The following is a 16,345-nucleotide window of genomic DNA, read 5'->3' as shown; positions in this document are numbered from 1 at the left end:
GCCACGAAGCACCCGTGGGAAACCCCGTCGCACGGCGGCATCCGCTCGCGTTCAATACCGCCATGCGACCCGACCCCACCGCCACCCCGCTGCACAGCGAGCGCCTAGACCTGCTGCCGATCGCCCCCGAGCACGCCGAGGAGCTGGCGGCCGCACTCGCCGACCCGGCCCTGCACACCTTCACCGGCGGCCACCCGGCCACCCCGGAGGAGATGCGCGCCCGCTGCGTCCGGCTCGCCGCCGGCTCCCCCGACCCGGCCGAGCGCTGGGGCAACTGGGTCCTCCGGCTGCGCGCGGACGGTGCCCTCACCGGCTACGTCCAGGCCACCGTCCGCCCCGACGAGGCCGAACTCGCCTGGGTGGTCGGCACCACCTGGCAGCACCGCGGCCTGGCCACCGAAGCCGCCCGCACCCTGCTCGCCCACCTCACCGCCACCGGCACCACCACCGCCGTCGCCCACATCCACCCCGCCCACCACGCCTCCGCCCGGATCGCCACCACCCTCGGCCTCCGCCCCACCCCCCACCGACACCACGGCGAAACCCGCTGGCAGACCGTCCTCCCCCACCCACCCACCGCCTCCCGGAACCCCTGAACCCGACACCCTGAACTCGGCACGCCCGGAATGCGGGCACCGGGTGTGCGGTTTCATTGGGGCATGGCATCTCGTGCACGTGTACGCGCCCCCGAGCTGGTCGGGGCAGGCGGTTGGCTGAACACCGGCGGCAAGGACCTCACCCTCGCCGACTTCCGGGGCAAGATCACCATCCTGGACTTCTGGAAGTCCTACACAATGTAGGGAATTCCAGAGGGGGCGTACGTGCACCACCACACCCTGTGTGACCTGTACCTTCGGCTGTCCTTGGACCGGGACGGCAAGACGGCGATCGAACGGCAGGAAGCCGACTGCCGCGCATGGGCCGAACGCAACGGCCTCACGGTCCGCAAGGTCCACATCGACCGGGGGCGCTCCGGCTTCAAGGACGTTGAGCGCAAGGGCTTCGACTCCGCCCTTGCCTCCGTCACGGCGGGCGTCGTCGGGACGCTGATCGTGTGGAAGCTGGACCGGCTCTCCCGGAAGGGCATCGGCCAGGTCGGCAAGGTTCTGGACGACATCGAAAAGGCGGGCGGCCGTCTGGTGTCCGTCGTGGACGGTCTCGACACCTCGAACGACTCGGCACGCATGGTCGTCGCCATGCTCGCCGAACTCGCCCGGTCCGAGTCGAAGAACCTCGGCACCCGCGTGGCTCACGCGAAGCGACACCTGCGCCGACAGGGCCAGTGGATCGGCGGACAGCCTCCGTACGGGCTGCTGGTCGACCCGACCACGAAAAAGCTGACGCACGACCCCGATACGGCCGTCTACGCCCGCCTCATCGCGGATGACGCACTGGCCGGCAAGTCCCTCGTGCAGATCGCCCGGCTGCTCAACGAGTACGACATCCCCTCGGCTCGCGGTGGCCAGTGGAACGCCGCGAGCATCATGAACCTGGTCAAGTCGCCCGCCTTCGCCGGTCTCATGCCGGAGACCGAGACCATCGAAGCCGAGGACGGCAGCCGAAAGTTCACGAGCCGTGTGTTCCCCTACCGAGACCCCGAGACGCTGGACACGGTCAGCATCGGCGAAGGGATCATCACGGTCGGCGAGCGCGAGCAGATCATCCGGCAGCTCGAATCCAGGACCCGCGTCCACGCGGGCAAGCGGATGCCGAAGCCGAACGGCACCGCGCTGCTCACCAGCCTGGTGTTCTGTGACGTGCCGGGATGCGGACGCCGAATGCACAAGGTCGGCAACAGCTACCAGTGCATGGCCCGCCGGGCGGGCAACCAGTGCCCCGGCGCCAGCGCCATGGCCGACCGGGTGGACGCCTACGTGTCCGAGCGGTTCCTCTCGCTGCTCCCCGCGCTGGAGGTGGATGACCCTTTGCTGGTGGCGATCGCTGACCGGTGGATGAAGCGGACCGATCCCGAAACCTTCGCCAAGCGGGATGCGATTGCCTCCGAAATCACTGACCAGGAGGCCCGGTTGACCGACCTGGAGGACGCGCGCTACGTCCGTGGCGAGTTCGACCGCCCCGGCGCACTCGACCGCTACGATCGCCTCGCCACACGACTCCAGAGCCGCATCGACGGGCTACACGCCGACCTCGCCAACATCCCGCTCCCCGCCGTCGACATCACTCCGCTGTTGGACAGCGAGATGCTGCACCCCGCTTGGGGGGCTTCGACACAGGACCAGAAGCGGGACCGCCTGTCTCTGGCCATCGACGGCGTGTTCATCACCAAGGGCGAACGCGGCAAGCGCTTCGTCCCGGAGCAGCGCGTCCGCATCAAGTGGGCTGCGATCACGGAGTAGCCGCTCTATGCGGCCCTCTCGGCCCCGCCCGGTCCCTGGTGGTCGGGTGGGGCTTCTTCGTGCCTGCTGGCGGCCGTGTGGGCATTCGCGGTCGGCCGGCGACGGTGACGTGGTGACGGAATGACGGGTGATTCAGGTTTTCTCTAGACCACGTGTGTCATAGAGAAACCAGAACTGGTCGTCATTTCGTCACCACGTCACCCGTGGCGTCCTGCCTCCGGCCGCCGACCAGGCGGGTACCCCCCTGCCGCTCCCGTGCCAGCGCGGCAGGGAGCGATATCTCTCGCATGGCTGATCAGACTGTTTGCGCGGAGGGGCACCTCCCTCAGCCGTCGTCACCGAGCGTCGCCATCCTCGGCCGCGCATCACCCTCAGTGCAGGATCGGGGCGAAAGCGCCGGAACTACCCCCCTTTTCCTACTTACTTCTACTCGCGTTAGAGAGTTTAGAAAATAAGGCTCAGTACGGCACTTTGGACCTCTGGGGCGAGGAGAGGGAGGGCGGGGGTAACCCCGGGCGCACGACTCGCCGACCGCTGAGGTGCTGGGCTGCTCGGTTCGTACGGGCCTGGGGTTGTGTGCTCGACCTCGGCTCCTCGGCGCAGGAGGCCTCGGCGCTCGTTCGTGACGTTGAGTCACCCTTGCGGGCCGTCTCAGAAACGATGGTTTGTGCGACGACCTGCGAACAGCCCGCCTGGGGTCGATCGAGCGTTCATAACCCGTCTCAAAACCTATCGAAAGCCCTTGATGTTATGAGACGGGTTATGAGACTTTTGGGGCATGGCGACGAACACTGGACACCTGATCGGCTACGCCCGAGTCTCCACCGACGACCAGGAGGCACAGCTTCAACACGACGCGCTCTCCGCAGCGGGCTGCGCCCGGATCTTCACGGACAAGGCCAGCGGGAAGAACACTGACCGCCCGGAGCTTGCCGCCGCCCTGGACTACCTGCGCCCTGGCGACACGCTCTGCGTGTGGAAGCTGGACCGCTTCGCTCGGTCGCTGATCGACCTGGTGACCATGGTGGACGCACTGTCGGCGCGGGGGATCGGCTTCAAGGTCCTGACGGGGGCACTCGCCAGCATCGACCCGAACAGCCCGGACGGCCGCCTCATGCTCCAAGTGGTCGGCGCGATGGCAGAGTTTGAGCGCAGCCTGATCAAGGATCGCACCCGTGCCGGCTTGGAGGCCGCCAGGGCACAGGGACGGACAGGCGGACGACCGAATGTCCTGGACGCTGACAAGCTCGCTGCCGCTCATGCCCGCCGGGCGAAGGGTGAGAGCGTGACCGTGATCGCCAAGGCGCTGGGAGTCAGCCGGGCGACCCTGTATCGGGCACTCGGCACCGAGTAGGGAGCAGCAGAGCAGCAGGCGAGAGGGCACCCAAGGAGGGTGCCCTTTCTCGTTGACGCGCTGGGCTCAACCCCGGTTTGCCTGCCAGGAGTTGAATCCGCCCGGCTGGTCATCCGGCGGGATCAGGTCGCGCAGCTTCGTGATCGTCTCCCGGCCGCCCTTGATAGGCCGGACGAACACCCCGAAGGTGTGCACCGACATAACCCTGACCGCCTGGCCCGAACGCCGGTCGTAGGCCGTCTGCCCTGCCTGCGGTTCCCACTGCTCAGCCACGGTCAGCCACCCATCGTGACGCGTCGGTGAAGCTGTAGAAGATCACCGGCTCACCCTCGGGCCCGGTCACGGTGTGGCCAGGATCATCGCCGTCGGCGACGCCCCAGACATCGACGAGGACTCCACGCTGCGGGGGCATGGGCACAACTCTGTGGCAGATCTCGGCCCGCATCTCGGCTGACATGTTGGCTCCACTCACTGTCCGGGTCTGTCCCCCACTGGTGTAGCGGCCCGTTCGGGCGAGAACAGTGGCCAAAGTGGGGACATCCGGCCCGGCTCGGCGGTAGCGTCTGAGAACGCCCAAATGTCTCGGGGGAGTCTCTTGAACACTGCCCTTCACCGCGCTATGGGGGACGCCCGGGTGAGCGTCCGACAGTTGGCCACCCGCGTGGGGGTGACACCTAAGACGGTGGAACGATGGCTGACGGATGAGGCGTTGGTCCCTCACGCTCGGAATAGAGTCGACGCGAGCGAAGCGCTAGGGGTGAGTGAAGCGATGCTGTGGCCGAACATCGTACGGACGACCCTGAAGACCGGCCCTGACCGGGAGATCGTCGCTGTCTACCCCTACCGCTCCGCCTGCACATCGGCAGCGTGGGGGCAGTTGATCAGTGACTCCAGGGATGATCTGTTCTTCGCCGGCTTCACGAACTACTTCCTCTGGCTGGAGCAGCCCAACTTTCTGAGCACGCTCCGTGCCAAGGCCAAGGCCGGCTGTCGAGTGCGGTTCCTTCTGGGCGATCCGAACGGCGAGACCACAGCGCAGAGGGAACGGGTCGAGGACGTCGCCCTGACCGTCTCGACCCGTATCCGGATCACCCAGGAGAACCTGGCAAAGTTGCACGACGTAGAGGGCGTGGAAGCCCGTTACAGCGCCGATGACGACGCGACCAACCATGTCGGCCTGTCCGTGTTCCGGTTCGACTCACAAGCCCTTGTGACGCCTCACCTGGCCCGGTTCGTCGGACACGATTCACCAATGATGCACCTCCGCCGACAGCAGGACGGAGGGATGTTCGACCGGTTTGCGGCACATGCCGAAGAACTCTGGGAGCGTGGTTCTTCCGTGCTGGGGCCGGGCATTTCTAGGTGACATCATCCTGCTTTAGGAACGCAGTTACCCATCGATGCCAATAGCTCTATCGGGGCACGGCTTCCGCATGTGCGTCCCTCATCTCGGACCGACTAGCACAATTGGATAGCACATTCAACGCTACCTGAGCCGCGCAAGCGACGCACCACGCATATTTCGAATTTCATTGACATTTCTACTCAGCTCGGGAGTCCTGCTGAGCAGATCTTCATTTTCATCCCATGCAGATTTCAGACGCTCAACAGTCCGCTCGGCCTCACCCGCAAGGTCGGCTCCTACAGCACCCAAGCGCTCCTCGAGACGCCGAAATGTAGCATAAGTCACCCGCTCAAATGCTTTGGTTCCCCCGAATTTCAGACCCAAGTCCTCTGGCCCGTCACCGACTCGATAGATAGCAGTCGAAACTAGATCATATGCTGGAGCCAGCGTCGGGATACGCGGGTCGCGATAGATAAGGGACCAATTCTTCAGGTGCGCATCGCCATTGCCGACCAGGATCACGAAAGTCAGGCGGCGCACAAATTCTAGCAGGGATTCGGAATCCCGACCGCGATAAATCAGCGATGCAATCGATTCAAAGTTCCCTCTATACTTGTCATCTGGATAGAAATTCCTAACCTGAGCCAGATCCTCGATGTGAATCGTCTCGCGCTTGGGGCCTCGGTCAAATCGCTTGACCGCGTAGGCGAACTCCTCGCTCCCCGGCCACACATGGCGGGGCAAGCCGTCGAGATCGTCGCGATGGACTAGTTTGATATCCGGCACGTCAATCCCTGCAGCCTTGGCGAGGGACATCATTGCGAATTCATTTTCGGGAAGACGGGTGAACTGGCGGTCCGGAAGCTTGACGATCCAATCGCTTCCTTCACCATATCCTGGAACCGTAAATCGATCCTGCTTAGAAATCACTGCAAATTTCAGTTGAACGCCGGCCAGCGAGATTCGCCATCCAGGATGCCCAGTCTCAGGGCCTGCAGAGTCATGCACTGGAGCCGCAACCTCCCAGTCCGCGCCGTCGGCCGGAACACCAGCAGGAAGGATCCGTACTGCGCCCGGAAGATCATGCCCCATGTGGGCCAGAAGTTCCATTTCGCGATCTACAGAGACCCCTCTGTCCTCTGCGACCCAATCACGAATTCTACCTTCGGGCAATAGGTTAGAGAACCAGGGAGGAAGGCGCAGCGCGGACGCCTGCGGAGATAGAAGCGTCTCTTCAAAATGAAGCCCAAGGACGGGCCTATTAGGATCCTCCTGATAGGCCACATCAAAAGCTAGTCGCGTGTGATCTCCCCTCTGGTGCAGGATACCGACGTGGCGATTCCGCAACCAGACCGAGTACTGGGCCTCGCGCATGGCTACTCGTCTTCCAAGTCTTCTAGCAACAGGTCCGCGAGGGCCGGCGTGTTCTCAAAGTTCCACTCGCACATTTTTCCGAGAAATGCCGATAGCTGCTGCTGAAGAGCAGACTGGCGAGCCATCAAGAAATCCACTACCTTCCCCTCCGCCAAGAGGGACACCATCTCCGGCGAGATGCTGTGCGATGCCAACGCGGCCTGCCAAACTCGCTCAGAAAGTCGAAGCGGACGCCTTGTCGCCAGCGACTCGATTGTCGCCCCATTCCCTTCAACCAGTGGCACGAGGGCCCGATTCGCGGCCCACAATCGATATTCCGACGGAACTGACTGGCGCGGCACGATGTACTTAACAGCATCAAGGGCAGTCAAGCGGTCTAGCAGTGCCGCAGAGAGGTCGTCACGGTCAAACGGATTGCCATCGTCAAGCGAACGGGGAATTCCGGCCCACCAGGAGCATAGGACGATCTTCGTTGCCGCTTCATTACTTCGAAAGCGCCTGATGTCCGGAATGGGGATATCAGGATAGGAGACAAGCTTCAGCAACTCCTGGATCGATCCGGAGAGATCATCAGGTTTGATCGCAAATACGAGAAACCGCACTGCTCCCGTGGTGCTGCCCTTGAAAACCTCTGGCCCTACCACTGCTGCACGCCAGAACCACCTCCGCAGCAGGCGAATGCTCCTGGCGTCCGGGCTCGGGTGATGCGCAAAAAGGCGAGTGAGGACGACCAGCAAATATCGATACGGAAGCACGCTGACATGCGGTACGCCAGCTTCCTCCTGGAGAAATGCGATTGCGCGACGCATCGCAACTTCTCCATGCCGGTAGGCGGTATCGCGATCCTCATCGGGAAAATCGATGATCGCGCGCCCGGGCTGGTTACTTTGCGAATCTGGGCGATCATCTGCAAACTCGTTGCGAATCTCACGTCGCACATCAGGTCCGCGGCGGGCAAGCATGGAACTCAGGATTGTGTCATTGTCAACCGTCCCGAACCCGAGGTCCTCGTCAAGATGTTCAGCAATTTTGTCGAACGTGAGGCGATCGGTTACGGCTTCATCATCTGCAAATAGCGCCGAGAAGATTTCGGCACGACTCAGGCGCTTGCCGTAGTTGTTCATGCGGTCAAAGATGTCCTGCAGAACTTTTACGTCATTCTGCGTGACCTCATAGGCCGGGATCTGGAACTGCCGAAGAGTCTGGGTGATCTCGTTGGCTTGATCGACATATTCCAGCGCTTCCGGATATTTCTGGAACCATTGCAGGATCTGCGTGAGATTGAAAATTACGGGAAGAGGAATAGTTGTCGGCTCATCTATAGCGGGCCGCGCGACGAACTCAGAATCCTTAAGGTTATATGCCAAAGCAAACCGCGGGTCACGGCTTGCCTCCGGGATCAATGCGCTCGCGAGACTCTTAATTCGCTGTTGCCCGTCGACCACCCATCTGGCAACTTCGACGGCGGGAGCCTCAAGATCCAAAGATCCGAGCTGGATGAGCTGCTTGGGGGCAGGACGACGCCAGAGAAGAAGGGATCCAACGGGGTACCCACGGACAATGCTGTCAAAGAGCCTCACGACGTCTTGACGCTGCCAGCGAAAGTCCCTCTGGAAATGGGGGATGCGAATCTCCCCAGAGCGTGCCATAGCGACCAGCCGCTCCACGGTGAACATCGTGGCACTCGGACGGTCATCAAGTCCACTGCTCACGTCTGCCCCCTCATCCGCTCCCTGGCTCTACCGCCAGTCTGAAGCCATGGTCGCGCATACGCGGGGCCCATGGGTACAGAACGTGCAGCATCGTAGTTGTGCCATGCCCGCCAGGAGGCTCCTCGACGAGGCTCGCGCGAGCTCCGTCCTGGTTCCGGCTGCTGGCACCCACACCGAGCCGGAATGGTTCTCACGCGTATCGGGTTTGATTGGGGCATGGCTTCTCGTGCACGTGTCCGCGCCCCCGAACTGGTCGGCGCCGGCGGATGGCTCAACACAGGCGGCAAGGAACTCAAGCTTGCCGACCTGCGAGGTAAGTGTGTCGTACTAGACTTCTGGACCTTCTGCTGCATCAACTGTCTGCACGTCCTGGACGAGCTGCGGGAGCTGGAGGAGAAGCACCGCGACACCGTGGTGATCGTCGGGGTGCACTCGCCGAAGTTCGTGCACGAGGCCGACCACCAGGCCGTGGTGGACGCCGTCGCCCGGTACGAGGTGCACCACCCGGTGCTGGACGACCCGGCGCTGGACACCTGGAAGCAGTACGCCGTCCGGGCCTGGCCGACGCTGGTGGTGATCGACCCGGAGGGCTACGTGGTCGCCCAGCACGCCGGTGAGGGGCACGCCCACGCGATCGCGCGGCTGGTCGAGGAGCTGGAGGCCGAGCACGCCGCGAAGGGCACGCTGCGCCGCGGCGACGGACCGTACGTGGCGCCGGAGCCGACCGCGGGGGACCTCAAGTTCCCCGGCAAGGCGGTCCGGCTGCCGAACGGGCACTTCCTGGTCGCCGACTCCGGCCACCACTCGCTGGTCGAGCTGGCCGAGGACGGCGAGACGGTGGTGCGCCGGATCGGCGACGGGCAGCGCGGCCTGGTGGACGGCACCAGCCCCCGGTTCAGCGAGCCGCAGGGCCTCGCGCTGCTGCCGGAGGGCTCGGCGTACGACGTGGTCGTCGCCGACACCGTCAACCACGCCCTGCGCGGCCTGCGGCTGGCCGACGGCAGTGTGACCACGCTGGCCGGCACCGGCCGGCAGTGGTGGCAGGGTTCGGCGACCGAGGGCCCGGCCCGCGAGGTGGACCTGTCCTCGCCGTGGGACGTCGCCTGGTTCGACGGCCGGGTGTGGATCGCGATGGCGGGCGTGCACCAGCTGTGGGCCTACGACCCGGCGGCCGGCACGGTCGGGGTCGCGGCCGGCACCACCAACGAGGGTCTGGTGGACGGCCCCGCCGCCGAGGCCTGGTTCGCCCAGCCGTCCGGTCTCGCGGTCTCCGCGGACGGCGGGAAGCTCTGGGTCGCCGACTCCGAGACCTCCGCGCTGCGTTGGGTTTCACGTGAAACAGGGACGGTCGAAACCGCCGTCGGCACCGGCCTGTTCGACTTCGGCCACCGCGACGGCGCGGCCGACCAGGCCCTGCTCCAGCACCCGCTGGGCGTCACCGTGCTGCCGGACGGCTCGGTGGCCGTCAGCGACACCTACAACCACGCGCTGCGCCGCTACGACCCGGCGACCGGCGAGGTCAGCACGCTGGCCACCGACCTGCGCGAGCCCTCCGGCGCGGTGCTGGTGGACGGCGACATCGTGGTGGTCGAGTCGGCCCGGCACCGGCTGACCAGGCTGCGGCTGCCGGAGGAGGCGGTGCGGGTGGAGTCGGTGGCGCACCGCACCCAGCGCGCGGCCACCGAGGTCGCGCCGGGCGCCTTCCGGCTGGACGTGGTCTTCTCGGCGCCGAGCGGTCAGAAGCTGGACGAGCGCTACGGCCCGTCCACCCGGCTGCTGGTCAGCTCGACCCCGCCCGAGCTGCTGGTCTCCGGCGCGGGCGCGGACAGCGACCTCTCCCGCGAGCTGGTGCTCTCCGACGAGGTCGCCGAGGGCGTGCTGCACGTCTCGGCGATGGCCGCCTCCTGCGACGACGACCCGGAGATCGAGTACCCGGCGTGCCACGTGCACCAGCAGGACTGGGGCGTGCCGGTGAAGCTGGTCACCGACGGCGCCCGCCGCCTCCCGCTGGTCCTGGCCGGGATGGAGTAGCCCGCGAGGACGACGGGGCCCGGCGGACGATCGGTCGTCCGCCGGGCCCCGTTGTAACGGAGGGCCGCCCGGTCGCACCGGAAGGGGCTCAGCCCTCCAGGAAGGCCTTGATCGCGCTCGCCAGCAGGTACGGGTCCTCCGCGCCGCACAGCTCGCGCGCCGAGTGCATGGAGAGCGCCGCGATACCGCAGTCCACCGTCTTGATGCCGAGGCGCGCCGCCGTGATCGGGCCGATCGTCGTCCCGCAGGGCATCGCGTTGTTGGAGACGAAGGTCTGCCACGGCACCCCCGCCTTCTCGCAGGCGGCCGCGAACACCGCCCGGCCGACGCCGTCGGTCGCGTAGCGGTTGTTGACGTTGACCTTGAGGATCGGCCCGCCGTTCGGCATCGGGTGGTGGCCCGGCTCGTGCCGCTCGCTGTAGTTCGGGTGGACGGCGTGGCCCATGTCCGAGGAGAGGCAGACGGTGCCGGCGAGCGCCCGGGCGCGGTCCTCGGGGTTGCCGCCGCGCGAGTGGATCGAACGGTCCAGGACGTTGCCGAGCAGCGGGCTCTGCGCACCGGTGTCGGACTCGCTGCCGGTCTCCTCGTGGTCGAAGGCGGCCATCACCGGGATGTACGGCAGCTCGGCGGCGCCGTCGGCCGTGGCGACGGCGGCGAGCGCGGCGGTGGCCGCGTGCACCGAGAGCAGGTTGTCCAGGCGCGGGCCGGCCAGCAGCTCGCGGTCCCGGCCCAGGTAGGAGGCGGGCTGGACGTCGTGCGTCATCAGGTCCCAGCCGGCCACGTCGTCGGCGGCCAGGCCGGCCCGCTCGGCGACGTAGGAGATCAGCGAGCCCTCGTCGACCGGGCCGAGGCCCCAGATCGGGGTGAGGTGGCGCTGCTTGTCGAGCTTCATGCCCTCGTTGACCTGGCGGTCCAGGTGGATGGCGAGCTGGGGCACGCGCAACAGCGGCTCGTCCAACTGGACGAGCCGCGCGGTACCGTCCTTCAGCGCGAGTCTGCCGGAGAGGCCGAGGTCCCGGTCCAGCCAGGTGTTCAGCGGGACGCCGCCGTAGATCTCCACCGCGACCTGGCGCCAGCCGGCCGAGCCGGTGTCCGGCAGCGGCTTGACCCGCAGGTTGGGCGAGTCGGTGTGGGTGCCGACGATCCGGAACGGGGTCTCGGGGCCCGCCCCCTCCGGCAGGTACCAGGCGATCAGCGCGCCGCCGCGGATCAGGTAGCGCCCGCCGGCGGCGCCGTCCCAGGCGTCCGTCTCGGCGACCTGCCGGAAGCCCGCCTTCTCCAGCCGCTCCGCGGCGCTCGCGACCGCGTGGTACGGGGACGGCGACGTGCCGAGGAACGCGATCAGGTCGTCGCTGTGCGTCCGGTCGAAGAATGCCTGGCGGGCGGCGGTCGACATACTGCTCCTGGGTCGAGGGAGGGCCGAAGCCGGATGGGGAGTCGGCTTCGCACCTTGAGCATATGCCCGTACACGGACAGGGCATTCGGAACCTCTGGACCCGGACACGACCGTGAACGACCCGAGATACCGGCCGATCACGGGACGTCCGACGGCAGGACGGGCGGAGCCCGGAACGGACCGCGCCCGGACGGAACGGGCCACGCAAGGACGGGAACGGACGGAGCCCGGAACGGACCGCACACGGACGGAACGGGCCACGCACGGAACACCGAAGGGCCCGGTGGCAGCCGGGCCCTTCGGTGTGAGGGTGTGTCAGGCAGTCGGAAGGACTACGGGCCTCAGAAGGCCTCCTCCGCCAGCTCCATGATCTCGTTGTCGATGCCCTCGGCGATCAGGCGCTGCGGCGCGACGGTCGGCAGGACGTTCTTGGCGAAGAAGCGGGCCGCCGCGACCTTGCCCTGGTAGAAGGGGACGTCCTTCTCCGAGGCGCCGGCCTCCAGCTTGGCCAGGGCCACCGCGGCCTGACGCAGCAGCAGCCAGCCGACCACGACGTCGCCGGAGACCATCAGCAGGCGGGTGGTGTTGAGGCCCACCTTGTACATGTTCTTGACGTCCTGCTCGACCGAGGTCAGGTCGGCCAGCAGCTTGCCGACGATGGCCTCCAGGTCGCCCGCGGCCTTGGCCAGCAGCTCGCGCTCGGCGGCGAGGGCGTCGCCGCCGGCGGCCGAGCCGAGGAACTTCTGGATCTGCTCGGACAGCGCGGTGAGCGCCTGGCCGCCGTCCTTGACGATCTTGCGGAAGAAGAAGTCCTGGCCCTGGATCGCGGTGGTGCCCTCGTACAGGGTGTCGATCTTGGCGTCGCGGATGTACTGCTCGATCGGGTACTCCTGCAGGTAGCCGGAGCCACCGAAGGTCTGCAGGGACTGGGCGAGCTGCTCGTAGGACTTCTCCGAGCCGTAGCCCTTCACGATCGGCAGCAGCAGGTCGTTCAGGCGCTCGGCGGCCTCGTCGTGCTCGCCGCGCAGCTTGGCCGCCATCATGTCGTCCTGGGTGGACGCGGTGAACAGGACCAGCGCGCGCATGCCCTCGGCGTAGGCCTTCTGGGTCAGCAGCGAGCGGCGCACGTCCGGGTGGTGGGTGATGGTGACGCGCGGGGCGGTCTTGTCCAGGAACTGCGAGATGTCGGCGCCCTGCACGCGCTCCTTGGCGTACTCCAGCGCGTTCAGGTAGCCGGTGGAGAGGGTGGCGATGGCCTTCGTGCCGACCATCATGCGGGCGAACTCGATGATCTTGAACATCTGGCGGATGCCGTCGACCTTCTCGCCGAGCAGCCAGCCCTTGGCCGGGTGCTTGGCACCGAAGGTCATCTCGCAGGTGTTCGAGGCCTTGAGGCCCATCTTGTGCTCGACGTTGGTGGCGTAGACGCCGTTGCGCTCGCCGAGCTCGCCGGTCTCCCAGTCGAAGTCGAACTTCGGGACGATGAAGAGGCCCAGGCCCTTGGTGCCCGGCTTGCCGCCCTCGGGGCGGGCCAGCACCATGTGGATGATGTTCTCGGACATGTCGTGCTCGCCCGAGGTGATGAAGCGCTTCACGCCCTCGATGTGCCAGGAGCCGTCCTCCTGCCGGATCGCCTTGGTGCGGCCGGCGCCCACGTCGGAGCCCGCGTCGGGCTCGGTGAGGACCATGGTGGAGCCCCACAGGCGGTCGGTCATCCGCTTGGCGACCTCCAGCTGCGCCTCGGTGCCCTCCTCGGCGATGACGCCGGCGAAGGCCGGGCCGGAGGAGTACATCCAGATGGCCGGGTTCGAGCCCAGGATCTGCTCGGCGAAGGCCCAGATCAGCGAGTTCGGGGTGACCTGGCCGCCGATCGACTCCGGGATGCCCAGGCGCCACCACTCGGCGTCCATGAAGGTCTGGTAGCTCTTCTTGAAGGTGGCCGGGATCGGCGCGGTGTTGGTCTCGGGGTCGAAGACCGGCGGGTTGCGGTCGGTGTCCGCGAAGGACGCGGCGAGGTCGTTCTCGGCCAGGCGCGCGATCTCGCTCAGGATGTTCTTCGCGGTCTCGACGTCCATGTCCGCGAAGGGTCCGGTGCCGTAGACCTGCTCGCGGCCGAACACCTCGAAGAGGTTGAACTCCACGTCACGCAGGTTGGACTTGTAGTGCCCCATGGCCGTTTTCTCCGGTTCGTCGCTTCCGGGAGACCGCCGCGGTCCGGCGTCCCGTACCCACCAGTAGGCATCATGATGCTACCCAGCGGTAACTTGGGCAAGCCCTCGACAGTGAATCCGCTATGAACGTGGTCACGTCCCACAGTCCGGGCAACCACTCCTTTGTCAGGATCGACGCCAGCGCGGGCGGGTGCGCTCCCGCTAGCCTGTCCGTGTGTACGGATATGACCAGAACGCATACCCGGGTGACCCCTACCAGCAGCAGGCGGGACCGCAGCCGGGCATGAACGGCATGCCCGGACCGGACGCCTACGGGGCGCAGTCACAGGCGAACCAGCAGTCGCTCTACCCCGAGCCCTCCCCGCCCTCGCTGGCGGACGCCGTCCGGGCGTTCACCACCGGCTCGATGGCGGTCGAGGACTTCCAGGCCATCTTCATCACCTCGAAGGTGCACTGCCCGCGCGGCGACCGCCCCGGCTTCCTCGCGCTGCACAACACCCCGACGCCGGTGATCCCGATGTTCAGCTCGCTGAAGGAGCTGCGCCGCTACGCCGGCAAGGACTCCAAGCACTTCACCGTCACCGGCGCCGAGGTCCTGGACCTGCTGCCGACCGGCTACGGCTTCGCGCTGGACATGGAGGGCGAGCACCGGATGGTGTTCGACGCCAAGGCCGTCGAGCAGATGGTCGACTTCACCATGCGCCGCATGTACGGCTGACGAACGGCCGGCGAGCCGCCCCCGGCGCGGCCGACGGACGACCGACGGACAGCCGGTCGGCCGCGCCGCGGTGCGGAGGACCCCCGCCTGCCCCATCCTGGGGAGGAAGGAGCCCGGCGGCCCCTCCTCACTACATAGTTCAACTTTCAACTTGCTTGTTGTTGAGGATTGAACTAACCTCGTGCACGTAGGCCGAAGAACCCCCCTCGAAGGAGGCCGACATGCCCGCCGTGACCGTCGACAACCCGCTGACCCTCCCGCGCGTCACCACGCCGGACGCCGCCGTCACGAACGCCCGGCCGGTCCGGACCGTGGTCACCGCCCCCGAGGGCTACGAGGGCGAGGGCTTCCCCGTCCGCCGCGCCTTCGCCAAGATCGACACCAAGTACCTCGACCCGTTCATCATGATGGACCAGATGGGCGAGGTGGACTACGCGGCCGGCGAGCCCAAGGGGACCCCTTGGCACCCGCACCGCGGCTTCGAGACCGTCACCTACATCATCGACGGCACCTTCGTGCACCAGGACTCGCACGGCGGCGGCGGCGTCATCACCGACGGCGACACCCAGTGGATGACGGCCGGCTCCGGCCTGCTGCACATCGAGACCCCGCCGGAGTCGCTGGTGATGTCCGGCGGCCTGTTCCACGGCCTCCAGCTGTGGGTGAACCTGCCCGCCTCGGACAAGATGATCGCCCCGAAGTACCAGGACATCCGCGGCGGCAGCGTCAAGCTGCTCAGCACCGAGGACGGCGGCGCCCTGCTGCGGGTGATCGCCGGCGAACTGGACGGCCACCAGGGCCCCGGGGCCACCCACACCCCGATCACCATGATCCACGCCTCGGTCAGCCCCGGCGCCCAAATCACCCTTCCCTGGCGCGCCGACTTCAACGCTCTCGCCTACGGTCTGGCGGGCAAGGGCTCGGCCGGCCAGGACCGGCGCCCGTTCGCCATGGGCCAGGCGGTCCTGTTCGGCGACGGCGACTCGATCACCATCCGCGCCGACGAGAGCCAGGACTCCCGGAACGCCACCTTCGAGGTCGTGCTGCTCGGCGGCCTCCCGATCCGCGAACCGGTCGCCTGGTACGGGCCGTTCGTGATGAACAGCCACCGCGAACTCCAGCAGGCCATGGAGGACTTCCAGGCCGGCCGGCTGGGCACCGTGCCCGCCGACGGCCGCTGAGTCCGGGCGCGGCGGGGTGGCGGAGCTGCGGAGCGGTCTCCGACTCCGCCGCTCCGCCGTGCGGCGCCGCAGCCGTTCCTCCGACCCGCTCCCCTTCCGGACGTCCGGCCGGCCCGGCCGGAGGGCTGAGCCCGCCCACCTCGACGCGATACGTTGACGGTTCCGACTTCGGGATCGGAAGCGGTGGCGGCAGCGGCCTCGACGTGGAAGGGCTGGGATTGCGACGTGGTCGAGGACCTGAAGCACTGGGTTCGGGTACCAGTGGGGTCCGACGCGGGCCGCTGGGCCACCCGCGGCCGGTGCCGGCGGGTCCTGCTGGTCGTCCACAACGTGACCGCCGCGACGCGGCTGCTCGATGTGCTCCCGCTGTTCCGGGACGATCTGCGGATCCAGCTGCTGGCCACCTGCACCGGATCGTCGCCCTTCCAGTCGGGCGTGGAGGAACTGCTCGCTTCGACGGGCGTTCCGGTCCTGCCCTGGGAGCAGGCCCTCACGATCCCCGTGGACCTGGCCGTATCGGCCAGCTTCGGCGGCCAACTCGCCGACATCAAAGGCAAGTTGGCAGTCCTCTCGCACGGCGTTGGATACAATAAGAAGCTGGCCGCGCCGGACGCCGGACGCCGGACGCCGGACGCCGGACGCCGGACGCCGGACGCCGGACGCCGGACGCCGGACGCCGGACGCCGGACGCCGGACGCCGGACGCC

Annotated in this window: 14 protein-coding genes and 1 pseudogene; 9 read left to right on the top strand and 6 right to left on the bottom strand. The window is 67.0% G+C overall.

Features of this window, described 5'->3' with window-relative positions:
• Positions 1–62: 62 nt before the first annotated feature.
• The 4 genes from AB0Q99_RS15485 to AB0Q99_RS15470 all read left to right on the top strand — a co-directional run bounded on the left by AB0Q99_RS15485 (position 63) and on the right by AB0Q99_RS15470 (position 3,711).
• On the top strand, positions 63–596 hold the full coding sequence (locus AB0Q99_RS15485) for a GNAT family N-acetyltransferase (RefSeq protein ID WP_363571881.1): 534 nt from the start codon (positions 63–65) through the stop codon (positions 594–596).
• A gap of 63 nt (positions 597–659) precedes the next feature.
• Positions 660–800, top strand: coding sequence for a hypothetical protein (locus AB0Q99_RS15480; RefSeq protein ID WP_363571879.1), 141 nt, complete (start codon positions 660–662; stop codon positions 798–800).
• A gap of 21 nt (positions 801–821) precedes the next feature.
• Positions 822–2,357 (top strand): recombinase family protein, encoded by a 1,536-nt coding sequence (locus tag AB0Q99_RS15475; protein ID WP_363571877.1) that lies wholly within the window; start codon positions 822–824, stop codon positions 2,355–2,357.
• 778 nt (positions 2,358–3,135) lie between these two features.
• Complete coding sequence (locus tag AB0Q99_RS15470) at positions 3,136–3,711, top strand: recombinase family protein (protein WP_363571875.1); 576 nt, start codon at positions 3,136–3,138, stop codon at positions 3,709–3,711.
• Positions 3,712–3,777: 66 nt separating this feature from the next.
• On the opposite strand, the gene AB0Q99_RS15465 is transcribed toward AB0Q99_RS15470, so the two are convergent.
• Together AB0Q99_RS15465 and AB0Q99_RS15460 are read right to left on the bottom strand one after the other, a co-directional pair.
• The gene (locus AB0Q99_RS15465) at positions 3,778–3,984 is read right to left on the bottom strand and encodes a hypothetical protein (RefSeq protein ID WP_363571873.1); all 207 of its coding nucleotides are present in this window, start codon (positions 3,982–3,984) and stop codon (positions 3,778–3,780) included.
• A complete protein-coding gene (locus AB0Q99_RS15460; RefSeq protein ID WP_363571871.1) occupies positions 3,977–4,168 on the bottom strand; it encodes a hypothetical protein in 192 nt (63 codons plus the stop codon). The genes AB0Q99_RS15465 and AB0Q99_RS15460 overlap by 8 nt, the downstream gene beginning before the upstream one ends.
• A 300-nt stretch (positions 4,169–4,468) precedes the next feature.
• Here AB0Q99_RS15460 and AB0Q99_RS15455 point away from each other — a divergent pair, with 300 nt between their 5' ends.
• A complete protein-coding gene (locus tag AB0Q99_RS15455) occupies positions 4,469–5,077 on the top strand; it encodes an XRE family transcriptional regulator (RefSeq protein WP_363571869.1) in 609 nt (202 codons plus the stop codon).
• 120 nt (positions 5,078–5,197) lie between these two features.
• Here the strand turns inward: AB0Q99_RS15455 and AB0Q99_RS15450 are convergent, their stop codons facing one another.
• Together AB0Q99_RS15450 and AB0Q99_RS15445 are read right to left on the bottom strand one after the other, a co-directional pair.
• Complete coding sequence (locus tag AB0Q99_RS15450) at positions 5,198–6,430, bottom strand: HipA domain-containing protein (protein ID WP_363571867.1); 1,233 nt, start codon at positions 6,428–6,430, stop codon at positions 5,198–5,200.
• A gap of 2 nt (positions 6,431–6,432) precedes the next feature.
• Complete coding sequence (locus AB0Q99_RS15445; RefSeq protein ID WP_363571865.1) at positions 6,433–8,142, bottom strand: DUF262 domain-containing protein; 1,710 nt, start codon at positions 8,140–8,142, stop codon at positions 6,433–6,435.
• Positions 8,143–8,358: 216 nt separating this feature from the next.
• Here AB0Q99_RS15445 and AB0Q99_RS15440 point away from each other — a divergent pair, with 216 nt between their 5' ends.
• On the top strand, positions 8,359–10,173 hold the full coding sequence (locus AB0Q99_RS15440) for an NHL domain-containing thioredoxin family protein (protein ID WP_363571863.1): 1,815 nt from the start codon (positions 8,359–8,361) through the stop codon (positions 10,171–10,173).
• Between the two features lie 88 nt (positions 10,174–10,261).
• Here AB0Q99_RS15440 and AB0Q99_RS15435 read toward each other — a convergent pair whose 3' ends face one another.
• A complete protein-coding gene (locus AB0Q99_RS15435; RefSeq protein WP_363571861.1) occupies positions 10,262–11,569 on the bottom strand; it encodes a M18 family aminopeptidase in 1,308 nt (435 codons plus the stop codon).
• A gap of 341 nt (positions 11,570–11,910) precedes the next feature.
• The gene (locus tag AB0Q99_RS15430; protein ID WP_363571859.1) at positions 11,911–13,740 is read right to left on the bottom strand and encodes an acyl-CoA dehydrogenase; all 1,830 of its coding nucleotides are present in this window, start codon (positions 13,738–13,740) and stop codon (positions 11,911–11,913) included.
• 283 nt (positions 13,741–14,023) lie between these two features.
• Here AB0Q99_RS15430 and AB0Q99_RS15425 point away from each other — a divergent pair, with 283 nt between their 5' ends.
• The 3 genes and pseudogenes from AB0Q99_RS15425 to AB0Q99_RS15415 form a co-directional block, all read left to right on the top strand.
• The gene (locus tag AB0Q99_RS15425; protein ID WP_363572096.1) at positions 14,024–14,458 is read left to right on the top strand and encodes an SseB family protein; all 435 of its coding nucleotides are present in this window, start codon (positions 14,024–14,026) and stop codon (positions 14,456–14,458) included.
• 221 nt (positions 14,459–14,679) lie between these two features.
• Positions 14,680–15,639 (top strand): pirin family protein, encoded by a 960-nt coding sequence (locus AB0Q99_RS15420; RefSeq protein WP_363571857.1) that lies wholly within the window; start codon positions 14,680–14,682, stop codon positions 15,637–15,639.
• A 225-nt stretch (positions 15,640–15,864) separates the two neighbouring features.
• Positions 15,865–16,345 (top strand): annotated as a pseudogene (locus tag AB0Q99_RS15415) (hypothetical protein); the annotation flags it as partial.

This window comes from Kitasatospora sp. NPDC086791 (genome assembly GCF_040685975.1).
GTDB lineage: Bacteria > Actinomycetota > Actinomycetes > Streptomycetales > Streptomycetaceae > Kitasatospora.
Note: the sequence above shows the minus strand (reverse complement) of the source record. Positions and strands in the feature narration are given on the sequence as shown.

Bases quoted from the DNA above. Each gene is read 5' to 3' on its own strand.
- AB0Q99_RS15485 (WP_363571881.1), top strand. From the start codon at position 63: ATGCGACCCGACCCCACCGCCACCCCGCTGCACAGCGAGCGCCTAGAC.
- AB0Q99_RS15480 (WP_363571879.1), top strand. From the start codon at position 660: ATGGCATCTCGTGCACGTGTACGCGCCCCCGAGCTGGTCGGGGCAGGC.
- AB0Q99_RS15470 (WP_363571875.1), top strand. From the start codon at position 3,136: ATGGCGACGAACACTGGACACCTGATCGGCTACGCCCGAGTCTCCACC.
- AB0Q99_RS15460 (WP_363571871.1), bottom strand. From the start codon at position 4,168: ATGTCAGCCGAGATGCGGGCCGAGATCTGCCACAGAGTTGTGCCCATG.
- AB0Q99_RS15450 (WP_363571867.1), bottom strand. From the start codon at position 6,430: ATGCGCGAGGCCCAGTACTCGGTCTGGTTGCGGAATCGCCACGTCGGT.
- AB0Q99_RS15440 (WP_363571863.1), top strand. From the start codon at position 8,359: ATGGCTTCTCGTGCACGTGTCCGCGCCCCCGAACTGGTCGGCGCCGGC.
- AB0Q99_RS15435 (WP_363571861.1), bottom strand. From the start codon at position 11,569: ATGTCGACCGCCGCCCGCCAGGCATTCTTCGACCGGACGCACAGCGAC.
- AB0Q99_RS15430 (WP_363571859.1), bottom strand. From the start codon at position 13,740: ATGGGGCACTACAAGTCCAACCTGCGTGACGTGGAGTTCAACCTCTTC.
- AB0Q99_RS15425 (WP_363572096.1), top strand. From the start codon at position 14,024: ATGAACGGCATGCCCGGACCGGACGCCTACGGGGCGCAGTCACAGGCG.
- AB0Q99_RS15420 (WP_363571857.1), top strand. From the start codon at position 14,680: ATGCCCGCCGTGACCGTCGACAACCCGCTGACCCTCCCGCGCGTCACC.